A 14,148-nucleotide genomic window follows, 5' to 3' on the forward strand; every position below is an offset into this window, starting at 1 on the left:
GACTGCCGTCATGACCGCGGCGCGTGAGATCCCCGATCCCTGGGCGCTGGGCCGCGCGCGGCCGCACTGGGTCCCTTCGCGGGGATTGAGCAACGGGCTCGACGCGCGAGGCTGGGGAGTACTCGCCGACCTCGACGAGTCCCACGTCTATCGGGTGCTCTTCGCGCTCTCCGATATCGGCGTGGCCGCCTATGTCCTGCCGGTCCGCGTCACCGTGCTCGAGGCCGGAGACCCGGAGGTCCTGTGGCGGCTGTGGGTCGACATCCCGCGGTATCGCGCGGCGGAGGACCTGCTGATGGTCCTGCTGCGGCACGGTCGCAAGCGCCGTTCCGATCGACCCGCCCCGGCTCGTCGCCGCCGTCGGCGCGTGCCGCTGGTCCGCGAACGCTGAGCTCCGGTCAGATGGCGTCGAATTGCGCCAGCACGTCGAACGCGCTTTCGGCGGTGCGGCGTTCCAGTTCGATCTCCGCTTCCACGGCCGGTGCGAGCGACGGATTCGCGAGGGCGAGGCCGTTGGCGAAGATGGTGGTGTTGGCCGCCAGGTCGGCGAACACCAGCATCGGCTTGGTCGCCACACCCTGACCGAGTGCGGCGTCGAGTCCCTCGCCGAGGAAGTAGAAGCGCCACAGCGGGCCCAGCTTCGCGCGGTAGATCCGGTCGGTGCGCTCGGTGATGACGTCGCCGATGCTCGCGATCCCGGCGACGATCGTGAAGTAGTCGCCCGCGTCGGCCGGAGTGGAGCCCGCCGCGGCCACGGCCCGGGGCAGGTCGACCACCAGGTGCGCGTTGTATCCGGCGAGCGCGACGCGGGCGGGGGAGGCCGCGCAGTCGGCGGCCAAGGCGAAGTAGTTGCGCCAGTGCGGTTCCGGCGTGCCGCCGCTGAACTCCGCGTGCACATTGTCGAGGAACCGGCGTAGTAGATCGAAGCTCACCCGATGGGCGTATTCCGGATCGGCGAACGCCCGCGGATTGTGCTGGAGCGGCATCACGGCGAGCTGTTCCACCGTGTCCAGGCCGGTCGCGAAGGTGCCGCGTCGATCGGTGTGGCGTTCGAGGATCTCGGTGAGGCCGTGATCGCGGGCCACCGCGTCGTCGAGCCGCGCGAGCTCGTCATCGCCGGCGAGGGCGCTGGTATCGGAGAGTCGCACGATCTCGTCGATCTCGGCGGGGGACAGGATGGGCGCGCAGTCCGAGGGTTCGGCCGGCGCGGCGAACGCGGTCGCGGGAGTGACGATCGTGGCGGCGGTGACGGACAGTGTGGCCAGGGAACGCGCAAATGCATTGAGCACGATGGATTTCTAGCAGGAGTCCTCGCGCGAGTACAGCCTGACACTCGTGTGCGGCGGGCTGATCTGTCAGGCGAGGCCGGGCAGATGCTCGAGGGGCTCACGTCGCGGGGTGAACAGTTCACGCGGCGGGTGGCTGATCCGGTCGGCCGGCGGCGTTGGGCTGGACCGGGATTCGGCGGGTGGGGCGTCCGCGGGGCGGATGCCGAGGAAGAACTGCATGCTTCCCGGGTAGGACGGGTCGTCGGTGACGCCGTAGAGCTGGGCGTTGATGGTGTACTCGTGGCCGGTCTCGGGGTCACGCAGGCGCATCGCCGGGTCCGGTCGGCCGTAGCTGGCGGGAGCTTCGTCCCACAGTTTCCGGACGATGTCGAAACGGGAGAGTTCGGCGAGGAATTCGCGGGCCCCGTCGGCCGCGCTGTTGTCGGAGAGCATTCCCCGCAATCCTTGGACGGCGAACCGGATCTCGTTGTCCAGGTCCGGGAGTACCCGGCGGGAATTGTCGTCCGTGAGATACCAGTGCAGCAGATTGACGCCGATATCCAGTCCGGGGAAGGCCCGCCGGTAATTCTCGTTGCACGCCAGCACGGTGCCCCGGATATCCAGATAGGCGGCCGGATTGGGTTCGTGCAGAACCAGCGCCTGCCGCATTTCCGGGCTGACCGCAGCCGTCAGCTCCTCGCTGGTCGGGAGCGCGGTGTGGCCGAGTCCGGCCAGGTCCAGCAGGTGCCGTTGTTCGGCGGACGAGATCGGGCTCTGCTGGTCCAGGTATCTGACGATAGCCTCGACCACCTCGTGGCCGGGATGGGTGCGGTACCCCTTCTCCAAATGCACGATGTAACTGGCGCTGGTCCCGATACCGAATGCCAGCCGCTCCCGCGAGATTCTTCGTGCCCGCCGCAATCTGCTCAGCAGCGCCCCGAACGTGGGCGGTCGTAACCGGGGTTCGTCGAGCTCCGGATTCACCTGCAGCATTGCGCCATCCCACCGTGTCGGATCAGCGCGGCAACCTATCCGAGTGACCCACATGTTGCCAAGCCGATCGAATATGCAAATCCGCCCGAACGTAACACCCGGGAAAGGACTTCCGGATATTCGACACGGCCCGAAACCTCACGGTTCGTCAGTGGGCGACCGTAGCAACAGATTTCGCTGCCTCAGCAAATATCCGACATAGGGGACATTGGAAACAATTACCCCACAATGGTATCCGTCGAGCTCAGCGCAGCGAGTAGACGTACCGGCTGGTGGGGATGACGTCGATATCGCGGTCGGCGCCGAAGCGGGAAGTGCTGTCGAGCATGTTGGAGAGGCGGCGTTCCAGTTCGGCGTCGTCGCCGCCGCTGCCCCAGTAGGCGTGCGGGTCGGACATGGCCTCCATGGGGAAGAGTTCCTCGACGATGGCGTCGGCTCGGGCGCCGGCGGTCATGGGAGCCAGGACCGGGTTCTGGATGTAGCCGACGGCGGCCTGATTCTCCAGGGAGACCCGGGTGTGGTCGCCGATCCAGGTCTGCAGCCACTCGTCCCGGGGCATGCCCAGGGGGATGCGCAGGATCGCGATGCGCGCCAAGGCCTCCGCGCGGGTGCCGCTGTCGGTGCGGGGCGGGGTCACCGGCGTGTACTCGTCGACCAGGAAGCCCTCGAGGCGATCGGCGAGCGGTCGCAGCAGTGAGGTGACGAAGTCGGCGTCCTCCACGCCGCGCATGGTCACCACGGCGTCGACGGGCGTGTCATAGGTGCAGAACCAGAGTTCCGCCGCGGCGACGTATTCGTCGCGGATGTTGATCTGCAGTTCGCTGACGCCGGAGCGGGCCAGGGTAATCCGCAGGTCACGGTCGTGCAGATTGGTCTTCAGTTCGGCCCCCCACAACAGATACGTCAGTTTCATAGCGTCACTTACTGTTGTGTGATGTGGATCATCCTGCGTACTGGACAGTAACCCAGACAATCCGCCGATGACCAGGTGATCTCGGTCACTGGGACTGGTGACCGGCGCGGGAGCGTGAGCTGGTGAAACGCTTCCCGGCCGGTGTCGTCCGTGACGCGGTGAGGCGGAACCGGCGAACTCAGCAGTCGGAGACGATGGGCCAGATGGTGCCGACATTGGACTGCGAGACCCAGCCCTTGTGGCCCGCGCTGTTCTTGATGTAGACCCAGAGGTTGCCCGCGTTGTTCTTCTCGGTGCACACCACCTTGATCGCGGCGCCCTCGGTCACGGTGTATCCGGTGTGGTCGCAGCTCGAGGAGTTTCCGGTGTACAGGTTGTAGGTGTTGTAGGGGCCGTCCATCACCGAATCGCCGTAGATCGCGTGGCCCACATCGCTGGGATAACAGTTGCACGCCTGCCCCGCCTGCGCGGCGGGCGCGGCGAACACCGACAGGCCCGTCGATCCGATCGTCACCGCTGCCGCCAGCAGAAGTCTCGCCCTCATTGCAGTTCCTTTCCCTTCCCGCGCACGACAATCCGTGCGCGAGTCAGGAGAACGTAAGGGGCGCAGATCTTTTGGCTCAACCGGATCAGGCTGGCAACTAATTGTCAGCGTTCGGCGAGCGGCGATGTCAGGTCGGCGAAATCCTCGGTCCGGGCCAGCGCTCGCAGCAGCTGGAACAAGTCCTCGGGCGGGGTGGTGAGCCGTCGGCGGGTGAGGTCGAGCCAGCCTCCGGTCGAGGTGACCGTGGCCGCGACTCTGCCGTCGGCGCGGGTGAAGGTATTGCGCAGCACGAAACGCGCGCCGTCGGGCGCCAATCCGGCCAGTTCCAGGGTGAGTTCGGCGGGGTCGAGAAGGCGCAGTTCGGCGCGGTAGTGCAGCTGGTCGGTCTGGATGACCGGTCCGAGGCCGCGGCGCGCGAATTCGGCCGCGGAGAAGCCGGATCCGGTGAAGTACTGCATCCGGCTGTTCTCCGCGGCCGCCAGATAGGCATTGGTGCGCATGTGGCCGTTCTGGTCCATATCCGACCATTGCGGGTGAAACGGGATCGCGAAGATGTTTCGCTGCTGGGTGTTAGCTAGCTGATCGCTCATGCGATCCATGCTCGGACCACGGGCTCGTACGATCCAGTTCAATCTTTGAACCACGGTCGGCGACGGGCCGGGATTACGCTGGCCGGATGAGTGGTTACGGTCAGTTCTGCGCGGTCGCGCGCGCCCTGGAGGTGCTGGGCGAGCGATGGACGCTGCTCGTCGTGCGGGAATTGCTGATGGGCGCGTCCTCGTTCGGCGATATTCGCCGGGGCTTGCCGCGCATCCCGAAGGCCACGCTGTCGGCGCGATTGCGGGCGCTGCGGGCCGCCGGAATCGTCGACGCCGACTACCGGCTCACCGAGACCGGCTCGGCGCTCGCACCGGTCGTGCGGGAGCTGGCCCGGTGGGCGGTCACCACCGACGCCGTCGCCCTGTCCGAGCACGACCTCGACACCGCCGCGCTGACCTGGGACATGCAGCGCCGCATCGATATCGACGCGCTCCCCGCGCAACCGGTCGTGCTCGCGCTGGAATTCTCCGATCGCCCACCCGCCGACCGCCGCTTCTGGCTGCACCTGTCCCGCCGCGGCGTCGACCTCTGCCGTGACGACACCGGCGCCCCGGTCGACCTCTGGCTGACCGCGCCGACCGAGACCCTGACCCGATGGTGGCTCGGCGAAAGCCGGTGGACCGATGTCCTCGGCCATCCCGAGGTCCACCTGCACGGCGACCTCGCCCTGCAACGCCGCCTGCCCGCCTGGTTCCGGCGCTACGCATTCACCCCGGACGCTCTGGCAGCCGCGAGCGGCTGAAGGCCTCGGGCGCGCACCGATTCCGGCTACTCGTCGTCGAGCCGTTCGGGGTCGGCCTCACCCAGCAGCTCGTCCTGGACGACCTCGAGCATGCAGGTGTTGTTGTCGAGCAACCCCAGCATTTCGTCCAGGCGGTCGTTCTTCATTCAGCTATCGTCGCGCGCCCGGGTTCGGGAGACAAGGGAAGGGCCGCGGGCCGCACTCTCGTGGACGACCCGCGGCCCCGGTCGTTGCCCCGGGCGTCCGCGGTTACCTGCGGCGCCGGCTCCGGGCGACGAGGACCGTGATGAGCACGCCGCCGATGACGACGATGGCGGCCCCGACCCCCGCGGCGATCAGGAGCAGCGTCGAATTCGACTGCGAATCCGTGGAATCCGCCGCGACCGGCGCGCCCGGCGCCCTGCCCGACGGGGACGTGCGGCTCACGCTCGGCCCGGAGTGCTCACCGAAGACGTCGGCGGTACTCGTGTAGCGCGGACCGCTTTCCTCGGTGCCGCTGACGGTCAGATCCAATCGCACCGGGACGGGTGTGTTCGAACCCATGGTGGTGTGGTTCGAACCGACCTTGACCGAGATGTAGTACCAGCCCGCCAGCGCTTCCTTGTGCGACTCGTACCGGTCGGCGGTGCGGTTGGTGTATCGGATCGGCGTGGTCGCCAGCGCCTTGTTCGAGGGCAACACCGTATCGCTGCCGGTGTAGGCGCCGGTGTCCGAGCCGATCTCCTCGCGGATCGGGTTGTAGAGCGCGGTGCGGATATTGGAGACATTGTCCGATCCGCGCGCACCGTTCCCGCCGTACTCGACTCGGTACGACAGCGCCTGACCCCAGTCCAGATGCACCCGGTAGAACACGAATTCGCCCGGCCGCACCACATCGGTGTAGCGCCCGCCGCCCGGTAGGTCGGCGGCGACGGTGAACGACGCGCCGCCCGAGACCGGTGTGCCCGGCCCACTCTGCTCGACGAAGGTCGTGGGCTTGGCGGCCGCCGCGGGCCCCGGATCGGTCACGCCCGGTTCGATCGCGAAGAGCAGCTCGATCGGAAGCCGTTCCGGCGCACCGGTGGCCACCGCGTCCCACTCCAGCTGGAAGAAGTACTTGCCGCCGCCCTTGCAGGTGTCGGAGGGGTTCTCGCGTTTCTGGGTCGCCCGCTCGAACGACTTCGCCACCGTCATGGCCACGCCGTCACTGGAACTGGTGCTCTGCTGGAACTCGTAGAGATTGCAGTCCTTGCCGTCCGCGCCGAAGGCGCGCATCCGGATGACATTGATGTCTTCGACGACGCCGACACCCGCTACGCGCGGAAACGACACGGTGCCACTGAAATACGCGGTCGCGCCGTCCGGGATGTCGATACCCCAGTAGCGCTTCTCCTTCTGGCCGATGGTGTCCAGGTACAGCCCGGGCGTCGCTACCGGCGCGGTGTCATAGCCGCCGGTGCCAGCGATCGGCGTGCCCACGGCCTTGTAGTTGCGCAGTGCGGCGGCGGTGACGCGCGGCAGGGTGCGCTGCAACGCGGCCCCGTCGGCGGCGTCGGTGTAGGTGCCGCCGGTGGCCTGGGCCATGCAGGTCAACTGCGCTCGCGCCTTGCCGTCCACGGCGAAACCGATGGTGTGCAGCACCAGATCCAGTCCGCGCTGCTTCAATTCGGCCGCCACCTCACACGGGTCGGGCGGGGAGCAGGTGTCGTCGCCGTCGGAGACCAGCACGATCGAGCGCGGTCCCGAGTTCGGCAGTGCCGCGGCGGCCTGCCGCAGCGAGGTACCCATGGGCGTCCAGCCGCGAGCCTTGACGCCGTCGACGGCGCTGCCGAGCGCGGCCCGGTCGAGGGTCTCGGGCTTGTGCAGGACCTGTACGTCCTGGCACCCGGCGGCCTTGTCCGCCTCGGTGTTTCCGGTGCCGGTGCCGTACACGGCCAGCCCGACCCGCGACTGCGCGGGCGCGGAGTCGACGAACGAGTGCACGGCGATCTTGGCGGCGTCCATCATGGTGCCCGCCGGATCGGGCCGTTCCATCGATCCCGAAGCGTCCAGGATCAGCATTGTCGGTGCGTAGTCCGGTGTTTCCTCCGCCGCCGCGGGCACCGTGACCCCGGCCATTGCGATGAAACCTGCGGCGGCAGCGGCCGCCCAGTGTCGGAGTCTTTCAGTGGTATTCGACATCGTCCTCGTCTATGGGTCGAGATTCAGAACGAAACAGACATTACGGACATTGAATGGATGGTGGGACACCTGAATTCGCGGGGCCTACAATCCCGGCGTGAGTCTCACCCCCGCCGACCTGGTCGGCTATATCGATCGCGACCTCGACAACGACCTGGCGCGCTGGTTCCCCGATGCCGAGCCGGTGCGAGTCCCGGAGGAATCCCGTCCCGTCGCACCGTTTCTCGCCCGCCTGGACGACGAGCACGCGGCAGCGCTGGGCGCGTTCGACGACCGCGTGCGATCGGGTCGCATGCCGCAGTTCCTCGACATCTTCGACTGGTCCTACGCCTTCGATTTCGCCGGAAACGACTGCGGCATCCTCGATTCGGACTACTCGACCGAGCTGACCGATGACGACGTGTACTCCGTCGGCGCCGACGGCGGCGGCAACCTGTACGTGGTGCTCACCAATGGTCAAGTGGCCGTGTGGTTTCACGAGGAAGAGGTGGTCGAGGGCGGCACCCGCTTCGACAACCTCGACGTCTTCGTCTGGTCCTTCGTCCGCTACCGAGCCGTGCGGGCGGGAGTGCTGGAGCGCTCGGCGGTGGAGGCGGATTTCCTCGCCCTGGGCCAGGACGGCGCGCTCGAGCCGGAACTCGGGCTGCTGCGCCTGATGAAGTAGCCCGAATCAGGCGCTCGGCCGCGTCCCGAAGGTGCCGAGCAAGGCGTCGGCCTCCGCGTGCACCCGGGCGCGCAGGGCCTCGACCACCGCGGCCACCTCGGGGCGGCGCAGTGTCTCGGCGCGCGAGACCAGCCAGTAGGTGAGGCGGACGCCGACCTGGTCGGGCAGTACGCGCACCAGGTCGGCGTGGCGGTCGGCCATGAAACACGGCAGCAGGCCCAGGCCCGCGGCGGCCCGGGTGGCCTCCACGTGGACGAAAACATTGGTGGAGGAGATGGATTCGCGCATGGCCGGGGCGAATCCGGAGGCCAGGTCCAGGTCGTCGACCTGGAGCATGGAGTCGATGAAGTAGATCAGGGGATGGTCCGGCAGGTCCGCGACCGAGGCGGGAGCGCCGTGCTCGGCCAGGTAGGCCCGGGACCCGTACAGGCCCAGCACGTAATCGCCGAGACGCAGCGCCTCGGCGCGGCGGAGCCGGGGTTCGCCGACCACGATCTCGAGATCCAGGCCCGAGCGCTGCGGGGACGCGCGCCGGGTGCCGGTGACGATCTCGACGCTGATCCGAGGGTGCAGACGCTGGATGTCCGCGATCGCCGGGGCGGCCAGGTAGGCGCTGAAACCGTCGGTCGCCGACATGCGGACCACGCCTTCGAGCACGCGCTCGCCGCGCGCGCCGGTGAGGGATTTGACCGCGGATTCGACGGATTCGGCGGCCCGCAGTGCCGCACGGCCCAGATCGGTGAGTTCCCATCCGCCCGAGCCGCGGTCCAGGACCCGTCCGCCGAGCGCCCGTTCGAGCGCGGCGATGCGGCGCGAGATCGTGGTGTGGTTGATGCCGAGTTCGTCGGCCGCGGAGACGTATCGACCGCTGCGGCCGACCGCGAGCAGCACCAGCAGATCATCGGGGCTCGGGGTGGCGGAGGTCGCGCTCATTTCTGCATATTTGCAGATATCGGTTGCGAAAGTGGTCATTGCAGCGACTTCGGTCTGCACGAATACTCTCCTTCAGTGCTGTGGGCTGCGTCACAACGCGGCCCGTGTGTGAAGGAGATCAGGCATGAGCGTCCGAGAAGCGGTGCGGCAGGCGGGAACCGGTCCCGCCGCACTCCGGAGGGTGGTGGCGGCCTCCATGGCCGGCACCGTCGTGGAGTGGTACGAGTTCTTCCTCTACGGCACCGCGGCGACGCTGGTGTTCAACAAGGTGTTCTTCGCCAAGGGCACCAGCGATCTGGATGCCATCCTCGCCGCGTTCATCACCTACGCGGTCGGCTTCGCGGCGCGCCCGATCGGCGGAATCGTGTTCGGGCACTTCGGCGATCGGCACGGCCGCAAGAAGCTGCTGCAGCTGAGCCTGGTGCTGGTCGGCGCGGCCACCTTCTTGATGGGCTGCCTGCCCACCTTCGCTCAGGTCGGCTACCTGGCTCCGGTGCTGCTGGTGACGCTGCGGTTCATCCAGGGCTTCGCCATCGGCGGCGAATGGGGCGGCGCGGTGCTGCTCGTGGCCGAGCACAGCCCGAGCCGGGGGCGCGCGTTCTGGGCGTCGTGGCCACAGGCGGCGGTGCCGCTCGGGAACATGACCGCCACCGTCGTGCTGCTCGTGCTGACCTCGTCGCTGTCGGACGCGGCGTTCCTGTCCTGGGGCTGGCGGGTCGCCTTCTGGCTCTCGGCGGTGGTGGTGCTGATCGGCTACTACGTGCGGAGCAAGATCACCGACGCGCCCATTTTCCTTGCGGCGCAACAGCAGGCGGAGCGGGAGAAGGCCGATTCGTTCAGCCCGTTCGAGGTGCTGAAGCGGTACCCGCGCGGTGTGTTCACGGCGATGGGCCTGCGCTTCGGCGAGAACATCATGTACTACCTGGTCGTCACGTTCTCCATCACCTATCTCAAGGTGCATGTCGGCGCGAACACCAAGGTGATCCTGTGGTGGCTGCTGGCCGCGCACGCCGTGCATTTCGTGGTCATCCCGCTGGCGGGGCGGCTCAGCGATCGATACGGGCGCAAGCCGATCTATCTCATCGGCGCACTGGCGGCGGGGACCTGGGGCTTCTTCGGATTCGCGCTGATGGACTCCAAGCACAATGCCCTGATCCTGCTCGCCGTCATCATCGGGTTGGTGTTCCACGCCCTCATGTACGCGGCGCAGCCGGCGATCATGGCCGAGATGTTCCCCACCCGCATGCGGTATTCCGGTGTGTCCCTGGGCTATCAGGTGACCTCCATCGTGGCCGGTTCGCTCGCGCCGATCATCGCGGTGAAGCTGCTGGACGTCTACAAGTCCGCGGTGCCGATCGCCGTGTACCTCGCCGCCGCGTGCGCGGTGACCGTGATCGCGGTGCTGTGCGCGAAGGAGACGAAGGGCCTCGACCTCGAGGCCGTCGACCGCGCCGACGCGGAAGAGACCGCGACGCAGGCTGATTCGAAGACGGTGAGCGCATGAGCCCGGGCGATCGCGGCGAGGGTGCCCTGCACGGGCGGACGGTGCTGGTCACCGGCGGCGGGAGCGGGATCGGCGCGGCGTGCGCGCGGGAGCTGGCCCGGCGCGGCGCGGCGGTGCGGGTCGCCGACATCGACGGGGTGGCCGCCAAGACGGTGGCCACCGAGATCGGCGGCACCGCATGGGAAGTCGACCTGTCCGACGTCGCCGCCCTGGAGAACCTGGAACTGGACGTCGACATCCTGGTCAACAATGCCGGCGTCCAAACCGTCGCTCCCATCACCGAATTCCCGCCCGAACGGTTCCGGACCATGCTCGCGCTCATGGTGGAGGCGCCGTTCCTGCTCACCCGCGCCGCGCTGCCGCATATGCAGCGGCGGCGGTTCGGGCGGATCGTCAACGTCTCCTCCGTGCACGGCCTGCGCGCCTCGGCCTTCAAGTCCGCGTATGTGACGGCCAAGCACGCCCTCGAAGGTCTGTCGAAGGTGACGGCGTTGGAGGGCGGGCCGTTCGGGATCACCAGCAACTGCGTCGATCCGGGCTACGTGCGGACCCCCTTGGTGGACAAACAGATCGCCGATCAGGCCAAGGCGCACGGGATCGCCGAGCAGGAGGTGGTGCGGACCGTCATGCTGACCGAGAGCGCGATCAAACGGCTCGTCGAACCGGAGGAGGTCGCCTCGCTGGTCGGCTGGCTCACCTCCGATATGGCGGGCATGGTGACCGGAGCTTCGTACACCATGGACGGTGGATGGAGCGCACGATGACAGGGATCTTCGCACCGGCGGCCGGCCACGAGCCGCAGTGGACACCGGGCCTCGACGTCATCGAGGACGCGCGGATCACGCGGTTCGCGCGGTTCGCCGCCGAGCGCACCGGCGTGCGCCTGCCCGACTATCAAGCGCTGTGGCAGTGGTCGGTCGATGATCTGCCCGGCTTCTGGCGAGCGGTGTGGGACTGGTTCGAGCTCGGCGACGTGCCCGGTGCGGTGCTGGCCGACGACTCCATGCCGGGAGCCCGCTGGTTCCCCGGCGCCACGGTCAATTACGTCGATCAGGTGGTGCGGCAAGCGCGCACCGACCGGCCCGCCATCGTGACGCTGCGTGAGGACGCCCCGCCGGGTGAGCTGTCCTGGCCGGAATTGCTCACCCGCACAGGCGCGCTCGCCCGATCGCTGCGCACCCTGGGTGTCGGATCCGGGGATCGGGTGGCCGGGTACCTGCCCGATATCGCCGAGACGGTCATCGCCTTCCTCGCCACCGCGAGCATCGGCGCGATCTGGAGTGTCTGCGGGCAGGACTATTCGGCCCAGGCCGCGCTCGACCGGCTCGGGCAGCTGGAGCCGACCGTGCTGATCACCGCGGACGGCTACCGGTACGCGGGCAGAGCGCACGACAAGCGCGACGAGATCGCGGCGTTGCGCGCCGGATTGCCCACACTGCGGGCGACCGTGGCCATCTCCCGGCTCGGGCTCGCGGTGAACGGAGCCCTGACCTGGGACAGCGTCGCCTCGATGGAGTACGAGGGGTCCGGAATCGACACGGTGGCAGTGGATTTCGACCATCCGCTGTGGGTCCTGTACTCCTCGGGCACCACCGGAAAACCGAAGGGAATCGTGCACGGGCACGGCGGCGTGCTGCTAGAACACCTGAAATCGCTGTCCCTGCAATCGGATATCGGGCCCGAGGACACCTTCTTCTGGTACACCAGTCCGTCCTGGATGATGTGGAACTACCAGGTCGCCGGCTTGCTCGTCGGAGCCACCATCGTCTGCTACGACGGCAGCCCCGCCCACCCCGCGCCGGACGAGTTGTGGCGGTTGGCGGCCCGCACCCGCGCGACCGTGGTGGGCACCAGCCCCGGATACCTGCTCGCCTGCGAGAAGGCCGGCGCGGCGCCGGGCCGTGACCATGACCTGTCAGCCCTGCGGTCGGTCGGCGTCACGGGCGCTGCACTGCCGCCATCGTCCTCGCTCTGGGTGCGCGACGCCGTGGGTGAGCACGTGTCGGTGTCCTCGATCAGCGGCGGCACCGACGTGGTGTCGGCCTTCGCCGGCGGCGTGCGGACGGTGCCGGTCTGGCCCGGGGAGCTGTCCGCCCCCTATCTCGGTGTGGCGCTGGACTCCTGGGACGAACACGGCCGCCCCACCCGGGGCGACGTGGGGGAGCTGGTGATCACCGCGCCCATGCCGTCGATGCCGCTGCGATTCTGGAACGACCCCGACGGCGCCCGATACCGCGAGGCGTACTTCGACGCCTACCCCGGTGTGTGGCGGCACGGCGACTGGATCACCCGCACCGAGCGCGGCAGCGTGATCGTGCACGGCCGTTCGGACTCCACCCTCAACCGCAACGGGATTCGCATGGGTAGCGCCGACATCTACCGGGCCGTGAGCGCCCTGCCCGAGATCGACGACGCGCTGGTACTCGGCGTCGAGCAGCCCGGCGGCGGTTACTGGATGCCGTTGTTCGTGGTGCTCGCCGAGGACGCCGAGTTGACCGACGAGGTGCGCCACCGGGTGAATACGGCCATCCGCAGCGAACTCTCGGCGCGGCACGTACCCGACGAGATCATCGCCGCCCCGGGCATCCCGCACACGCGGACCGGCAAGAAACTCGAAGTCCCGCTGAAGAAGCTCTTCCAGGGCAGCGATCCCGGCGAGGTCGTCGCCCGCGGAGCCGTCGACCGCCCCGAACTACTGGACTGGTTCGCGGCGCTGCGGCCCGGCTGACCCGCCCGGCTCAGGTGATCGCCCGGGCTCCGGATCACTCGATTCCGGCGCGGGCGGTCTGCGCGACTGCCACCAGTGGCGGAGCTGATCCCAGCGGGTGGCGCGGGCGGGCCAGAACTCCTCGACGCTGGCATTGAACTCCGCGCCGAGGATGATCGCGAAGCCCAGGAAGAAGGTGAACAGCAGGAAGGCGATCGGGGCGGCGAGCGCGCCGTAGGAGATGCCGGTGCGGGTGATCCAGGCCAGATAGCGGCGCAGGCCCTCACTGGCGGCCATGAAGAAGACGCCCGCGACCAGCGCCCCGCCGAAGAGGCGATGCCACGGCAGGGTGCGGTGCAGCGCGGTCTTGTAGAGGAAGGTCAGCCCGACGATGAGCAGCAGACCGGTCGCCGGGTAGTAGAAGGCGTCGATCAGGCGCAGGCCCGGTTCCCGCCACCCGTGCGGGAGGACCCGGCCCATCAGGGTCGGGCCCAGCGCGATCAGCGGCAGGATCAGCACTGCCACGACCAGGAAGCCGACGTAGAGCAGCAGCGCGAAGATGCGCTGCCAGACCGGGTGGCGGGCGGTGGCCTGGCCGTGCGCGGCGGTGATGGCGTCGACGAAGGTCGCCATGGCCGAGGACCCGGCCCACAGCGACAGCACGAAACCCACCGACACCACACCGCCGTGACCGCGTTGCAGCACGTCGTTCACGGTCGGCTGGACCAGGGTGTCGACCACACTGGGGCTGAACGCCTTCCGCGCGAAGCTCACGATCTTGGACTGCACGATGTTCACCGTGTTCGGCCCGAACCAGTGTCCGACATAGCCGAGGCTGCCGAGCAGACCCAGCAGCAACGGGGCCAGCGACAGCGTCTGCCAGAAGGCGGCCGCCGCGGATTTGGCGAAGATGGAGTCGCCCCACGCCTTGACCGCGACGTGCGTCACGAGCTGCCGGGAGCGGCCCCAGCGGGTGTCGGCGAGCACGACGGGGATGCCGGGCGGGGACGCGTCGGCGTGTTGCGGAGATTCGTCGTGCGCGTTCATCGTGGTCCAAGCATCGCCTACCAGGGCTTCGAATGGGATGGGACCCGCAATGTGTCGTGCGGCACTCGGAGGG

14 protein-coding genes are annotated in these 14,148 nt (G+C 68.4%); 6 read left to right on the plus strand and 8 right to left on the minus strand.

Annotation, left to right across the window (positions count from 1 at the left end):
* The first annotated feature begins 10 nt into the window (after positions 1-10).
* Positions 11-391: a hypothetical protein gene (locus ABZ412_RS21975; RefSeq protein WP_357283027.1), complete on the plus strand. Its 381-nt coding sequence runs from the start codon at positions 11-13 to the stop codon at positions 389-391.
* Positions 392-398: 7 nt separating this feature from the next.
* On the opposite strand, the gene ABZ412_RS21980 is transcribed toward ABZ412_RS21975, so the two are convergent.
* The 5 genes from ABZ412_RS21980 to ABZ412_RS22000 form a co-directional block, all read right to left on the minus strand.
* Positions 399-1,289 carry a DUF5995 family protein gene (locus tag ABZ412_RS21980; RefSeq protein WP_357283028.1) on the minus strand — a complete coding sequence of 297 codons (891 nt, stop codon included), beginning with the start codon at positions 1,287-1,289 and terminating at the stop codon, positions 399-401.
* Positions 1,290-1,355: 66 nt separating this feature from the next.
* Positions 1,356-2,261 carry a helix-turn-helix domain-containing protein gene (locus tag ABZ412_RS21985; RefSeq protein WP_357283029.1) on the minus strand — a complete coding sequence of 302 codons (906 nt, stop codon included), beginning with the start codon at positions 2,259-2,261 and terminating at the stop codon, positions 1,356-1,358.
* Positions 2,262-2,505: 244 nt separating this feature from the next.
* Positions 2,506-3,174 (minus strand): hypothetical protein, encoded by a 669-nt coding sequence (locus ABZ412_RS21990; protein ID WP_357283030.1) that lies wholly within the window; start codon positions 3,172-3,174, stop codon positions 2,506-2,508.
* Positions 3,175-3,352: 178 nt separating this feature from the next.
* On the minus strand, positions 3,353-3,718 hold the full coding sequence (locus ABZ412_RS21995; RefSeq protein ID WP_357283031.1) for a hypothetical protein: 366 nt from the start codon (positions 3,716-3,718) through the stop codon (positions 3,353-3,355).
* 104 nt (positions 3,719-3,822) lie between these two features.
* Positions 3,823-4,308: a thioesterase family protein gene (locus ABZ412_RS22000; RefSeq protein ID WP_357283032.1), complete on the minus strand. Its 486-nt coding sequence runs from the start codon at positions 4,306-4,308 to the stop codon at positions 3,823-3,825.
* 86 nt (positions 4,309-4,394) lie between these two features.
* Here ABZ412_RS22000 and ABZ412_RS22005 point away from each other — a divergent pair, with 86 nt between their 5' ends.
* Positions 4,395-5,060, plus strand: a complete 666-nt coding sequence (locus ABZ412_RS22005; RefSeq protein WP_357283034.1) for a helix-turn-helix domain-containing protein — start codon at positions 4,395-4,397, stop codon at positions 5,058-5,060.
* Positions 5,061-5,309: 249 nt separating this feature from the next.
* Here the strand turns inward: ABZ412_RS22005 and ABZ412_RS22010 are convergent, their stop codons facing one another.
* The gene (locus ABZ412_RS22010) at positions 5,310-7,157 is read right to left on the minus strand and encodes a VWA domain-containing protein (protein WP_357283035.1); all 1,848 of its coding nucleotides are present in this window, start codon (positions 7,155-7,157) and stop codon (positions 5,310-5,312) included.
* Positions 7,158-7,317: 160 nt separating this feature from the next.
* Here ABZ412_RS22010 and ABZ412_RS22015 point away from each other — a divergent pair, with 160 nt between their 5' ends.
* Positions 7,318-7,884 (plus strand): hypothetical protein, encoded by a 567-nt coding sequence (locus ABZ412_RS22015; protein WP_357283037.1) that lies wholly within the window; start codon positions 7,318-7,320, stop codon positions 7,882-7,884.
* Positions 7,885-7,890: 6 nt separating this feature from the next.
* Here ABZ412_RS22015 and ABZ412_RS22020 read toward each other — a convergent pair whose 3' ends face one another.
* Complete coding sequence (locus ABZ412_RS22020; protein ID WP_357283038.1) at positions 7,891-8,817, minus strand: LysR family transcriptional regulator; 927 nt, start codon at positions 8,815-8,817, stop codon at positions 7,891-7,893.
* A 124-nt stretch (positions 8,818-8,941) separates the two neighbouring features.
* Here ABZ412_RS22020 and ABZ412_RS22025 point away from each other — a divergent pair, with 124 nt between their 5' ends.
* From ABZ412_RS22025 to ABZ412_RS22035, 3 genes are read left to right on the plus strand one after another with little or no spacing between them, the layout of a single operon-like run.
* Complete coding sequence (locus ABZ412_RS22025) at positions 8,942-10,321, plus strand: MFS transporter (protein WP_357283040.1); 1,380 nt, start codon at positions 8,942-8,944, stop codon at positions 10,319-10,321.
* Positions 10,318-11,085 (plus strand): 3-hydroxybutyrate dehydrogenase, encoded by a 768-nt coding sequence (locus tag ABZ412_RS22030; protein ID WP_357283042.1) that lies wholly within the window; start codon positions 10,318-10,320, stop codon positions 11,083-11,085. Before ABZ412_RS22025 ends, ABZ412_RS22030 begins: the two co-directional genes overlap by 4 nt.
* A complete protein-coding gene (locus tag ABZ412_RS22035; RefSeq protein ID WP_357283044.1) occupies positions 11,082-13,049 on the plus strand; it encodes an acetoacetate--CoA ligase in 1,968 nt (655 codons plus the stop codon). Before ABZ412_RS22030 ends, ABZ412_RS22035 begins: the two co-directional genes overlap by 4 nt.
* Here ABZ412_RS22035 and ABZ412_RS22040 read toward each other — a convergent pair.
* Positions 13,014-14,075, minus strand: a complete 1,062-nt coding sequence (locus ABZ412_RS22040; RefSeq protein ID WP_357283045.1) for a YihY/virulence factor BrkB family protein — start codon at positions 14,073-14,075, stop codon at positions 13,014-13,016. The two genes, ABZ412_RS22035 and ABZ412_RS22040, sit on opposite strands and share 36 nt — an antisense overlap.
* Positions 14,076-14,148: the final 73 nt, after the last annotated feature.

The organism is Nocardia sp. NPDC005746 (genome assembly GCF_040630785.1).
Classification (GTDB): Bacteria; Actinomycetota; Actinomycetes; order Mycobacteriales; family Mycobacteriaceae; genus Nocardia.

Coding starts and splice junctions, on each gene's coding strand:
- ABZ412_RS21975 (WP_357283027.1), top strand. CDS start 11: ATGACCGCGGCGCGTGAGATCCCCGATCCCTGGGCGCTGGGCCGCGCG.
- ABZ412_RS21985 (WP_357283029.1), bottom strand. CDS start 2,261: ATGCTGCAGGTGAATCCGGAGCTCGACGAACCCCGGTTACGACCGCCC.
- ABZ412_RS21990 (WP_357283030.1), bottom strand. CDS start 3,174: ATGAAACTGACGTATCTGTTGTGGGGGGCCGAACTGAAGACCAATCTG.
- ABZ412_RS21995 (WP_357283031.1), bottom strand. CDS start 3,718: ATGAGGGCGAGACTTCTGCTGGCGGCAGCGGTGACGATCGGATCGACG.
- ABZ412_RS22000 (WP_357283032.1), bottom strand. CDS start 4,308: ATGAGCGATCAGCTAGCTAACACCCAGCAGCGAAACATCTTCGCGATC.
- ABZ412_RS22005 (WP_357283034.1), top strand. CDS start 4,395: ATGAGTGGTTACGGTCAGTTCTGCGCGGTCGCGCGCGCCCTGGAGGTG.
- ABZ412_RS22010 (WP_357283035.1), bottom strand. CDS start 7,157: ATGGCCGGGGTCACGGTGCCCGCGGCGGCGGAGGAAACACCGGACTAC.
- ABZ412_RS22020 (WP_357283038.1), bottom strand. CDS start 8,817: ATGAGCGCGACCTCCGCCACCCCGAGCCCCGATGATCTGCTGGTGCTG.
- ABZ412_RS22025 (WP_357283040.1), top strand. CDS start 8,942: ATGAGCGTCCGAGAAGCGGTGCGGCAGGCGGGAACCGGTCCCGCCGCA.
- ABZ412_RS22030 (WP_357283042.1), top strand. CDS start 10,318: ATGAGCCCGGGCGATCGCGGCGAGGGTGCCCTGCACGGGCGGACGGTG.
- ABZ412_RS22035 (WP_357283044.1), top strand. CDS start 11,082: ATGACAGGGATCTTCGCACCGGCGGCCGGCCACGAGCCGCAGTGGACA.
- ABZ412_RS22040 (WP_357283045.1), bottom strand. CDS start 14,075: ATGAACGCGCACGACGAATCTCCGCAACACGCCGACGCGTCCCCGCCC.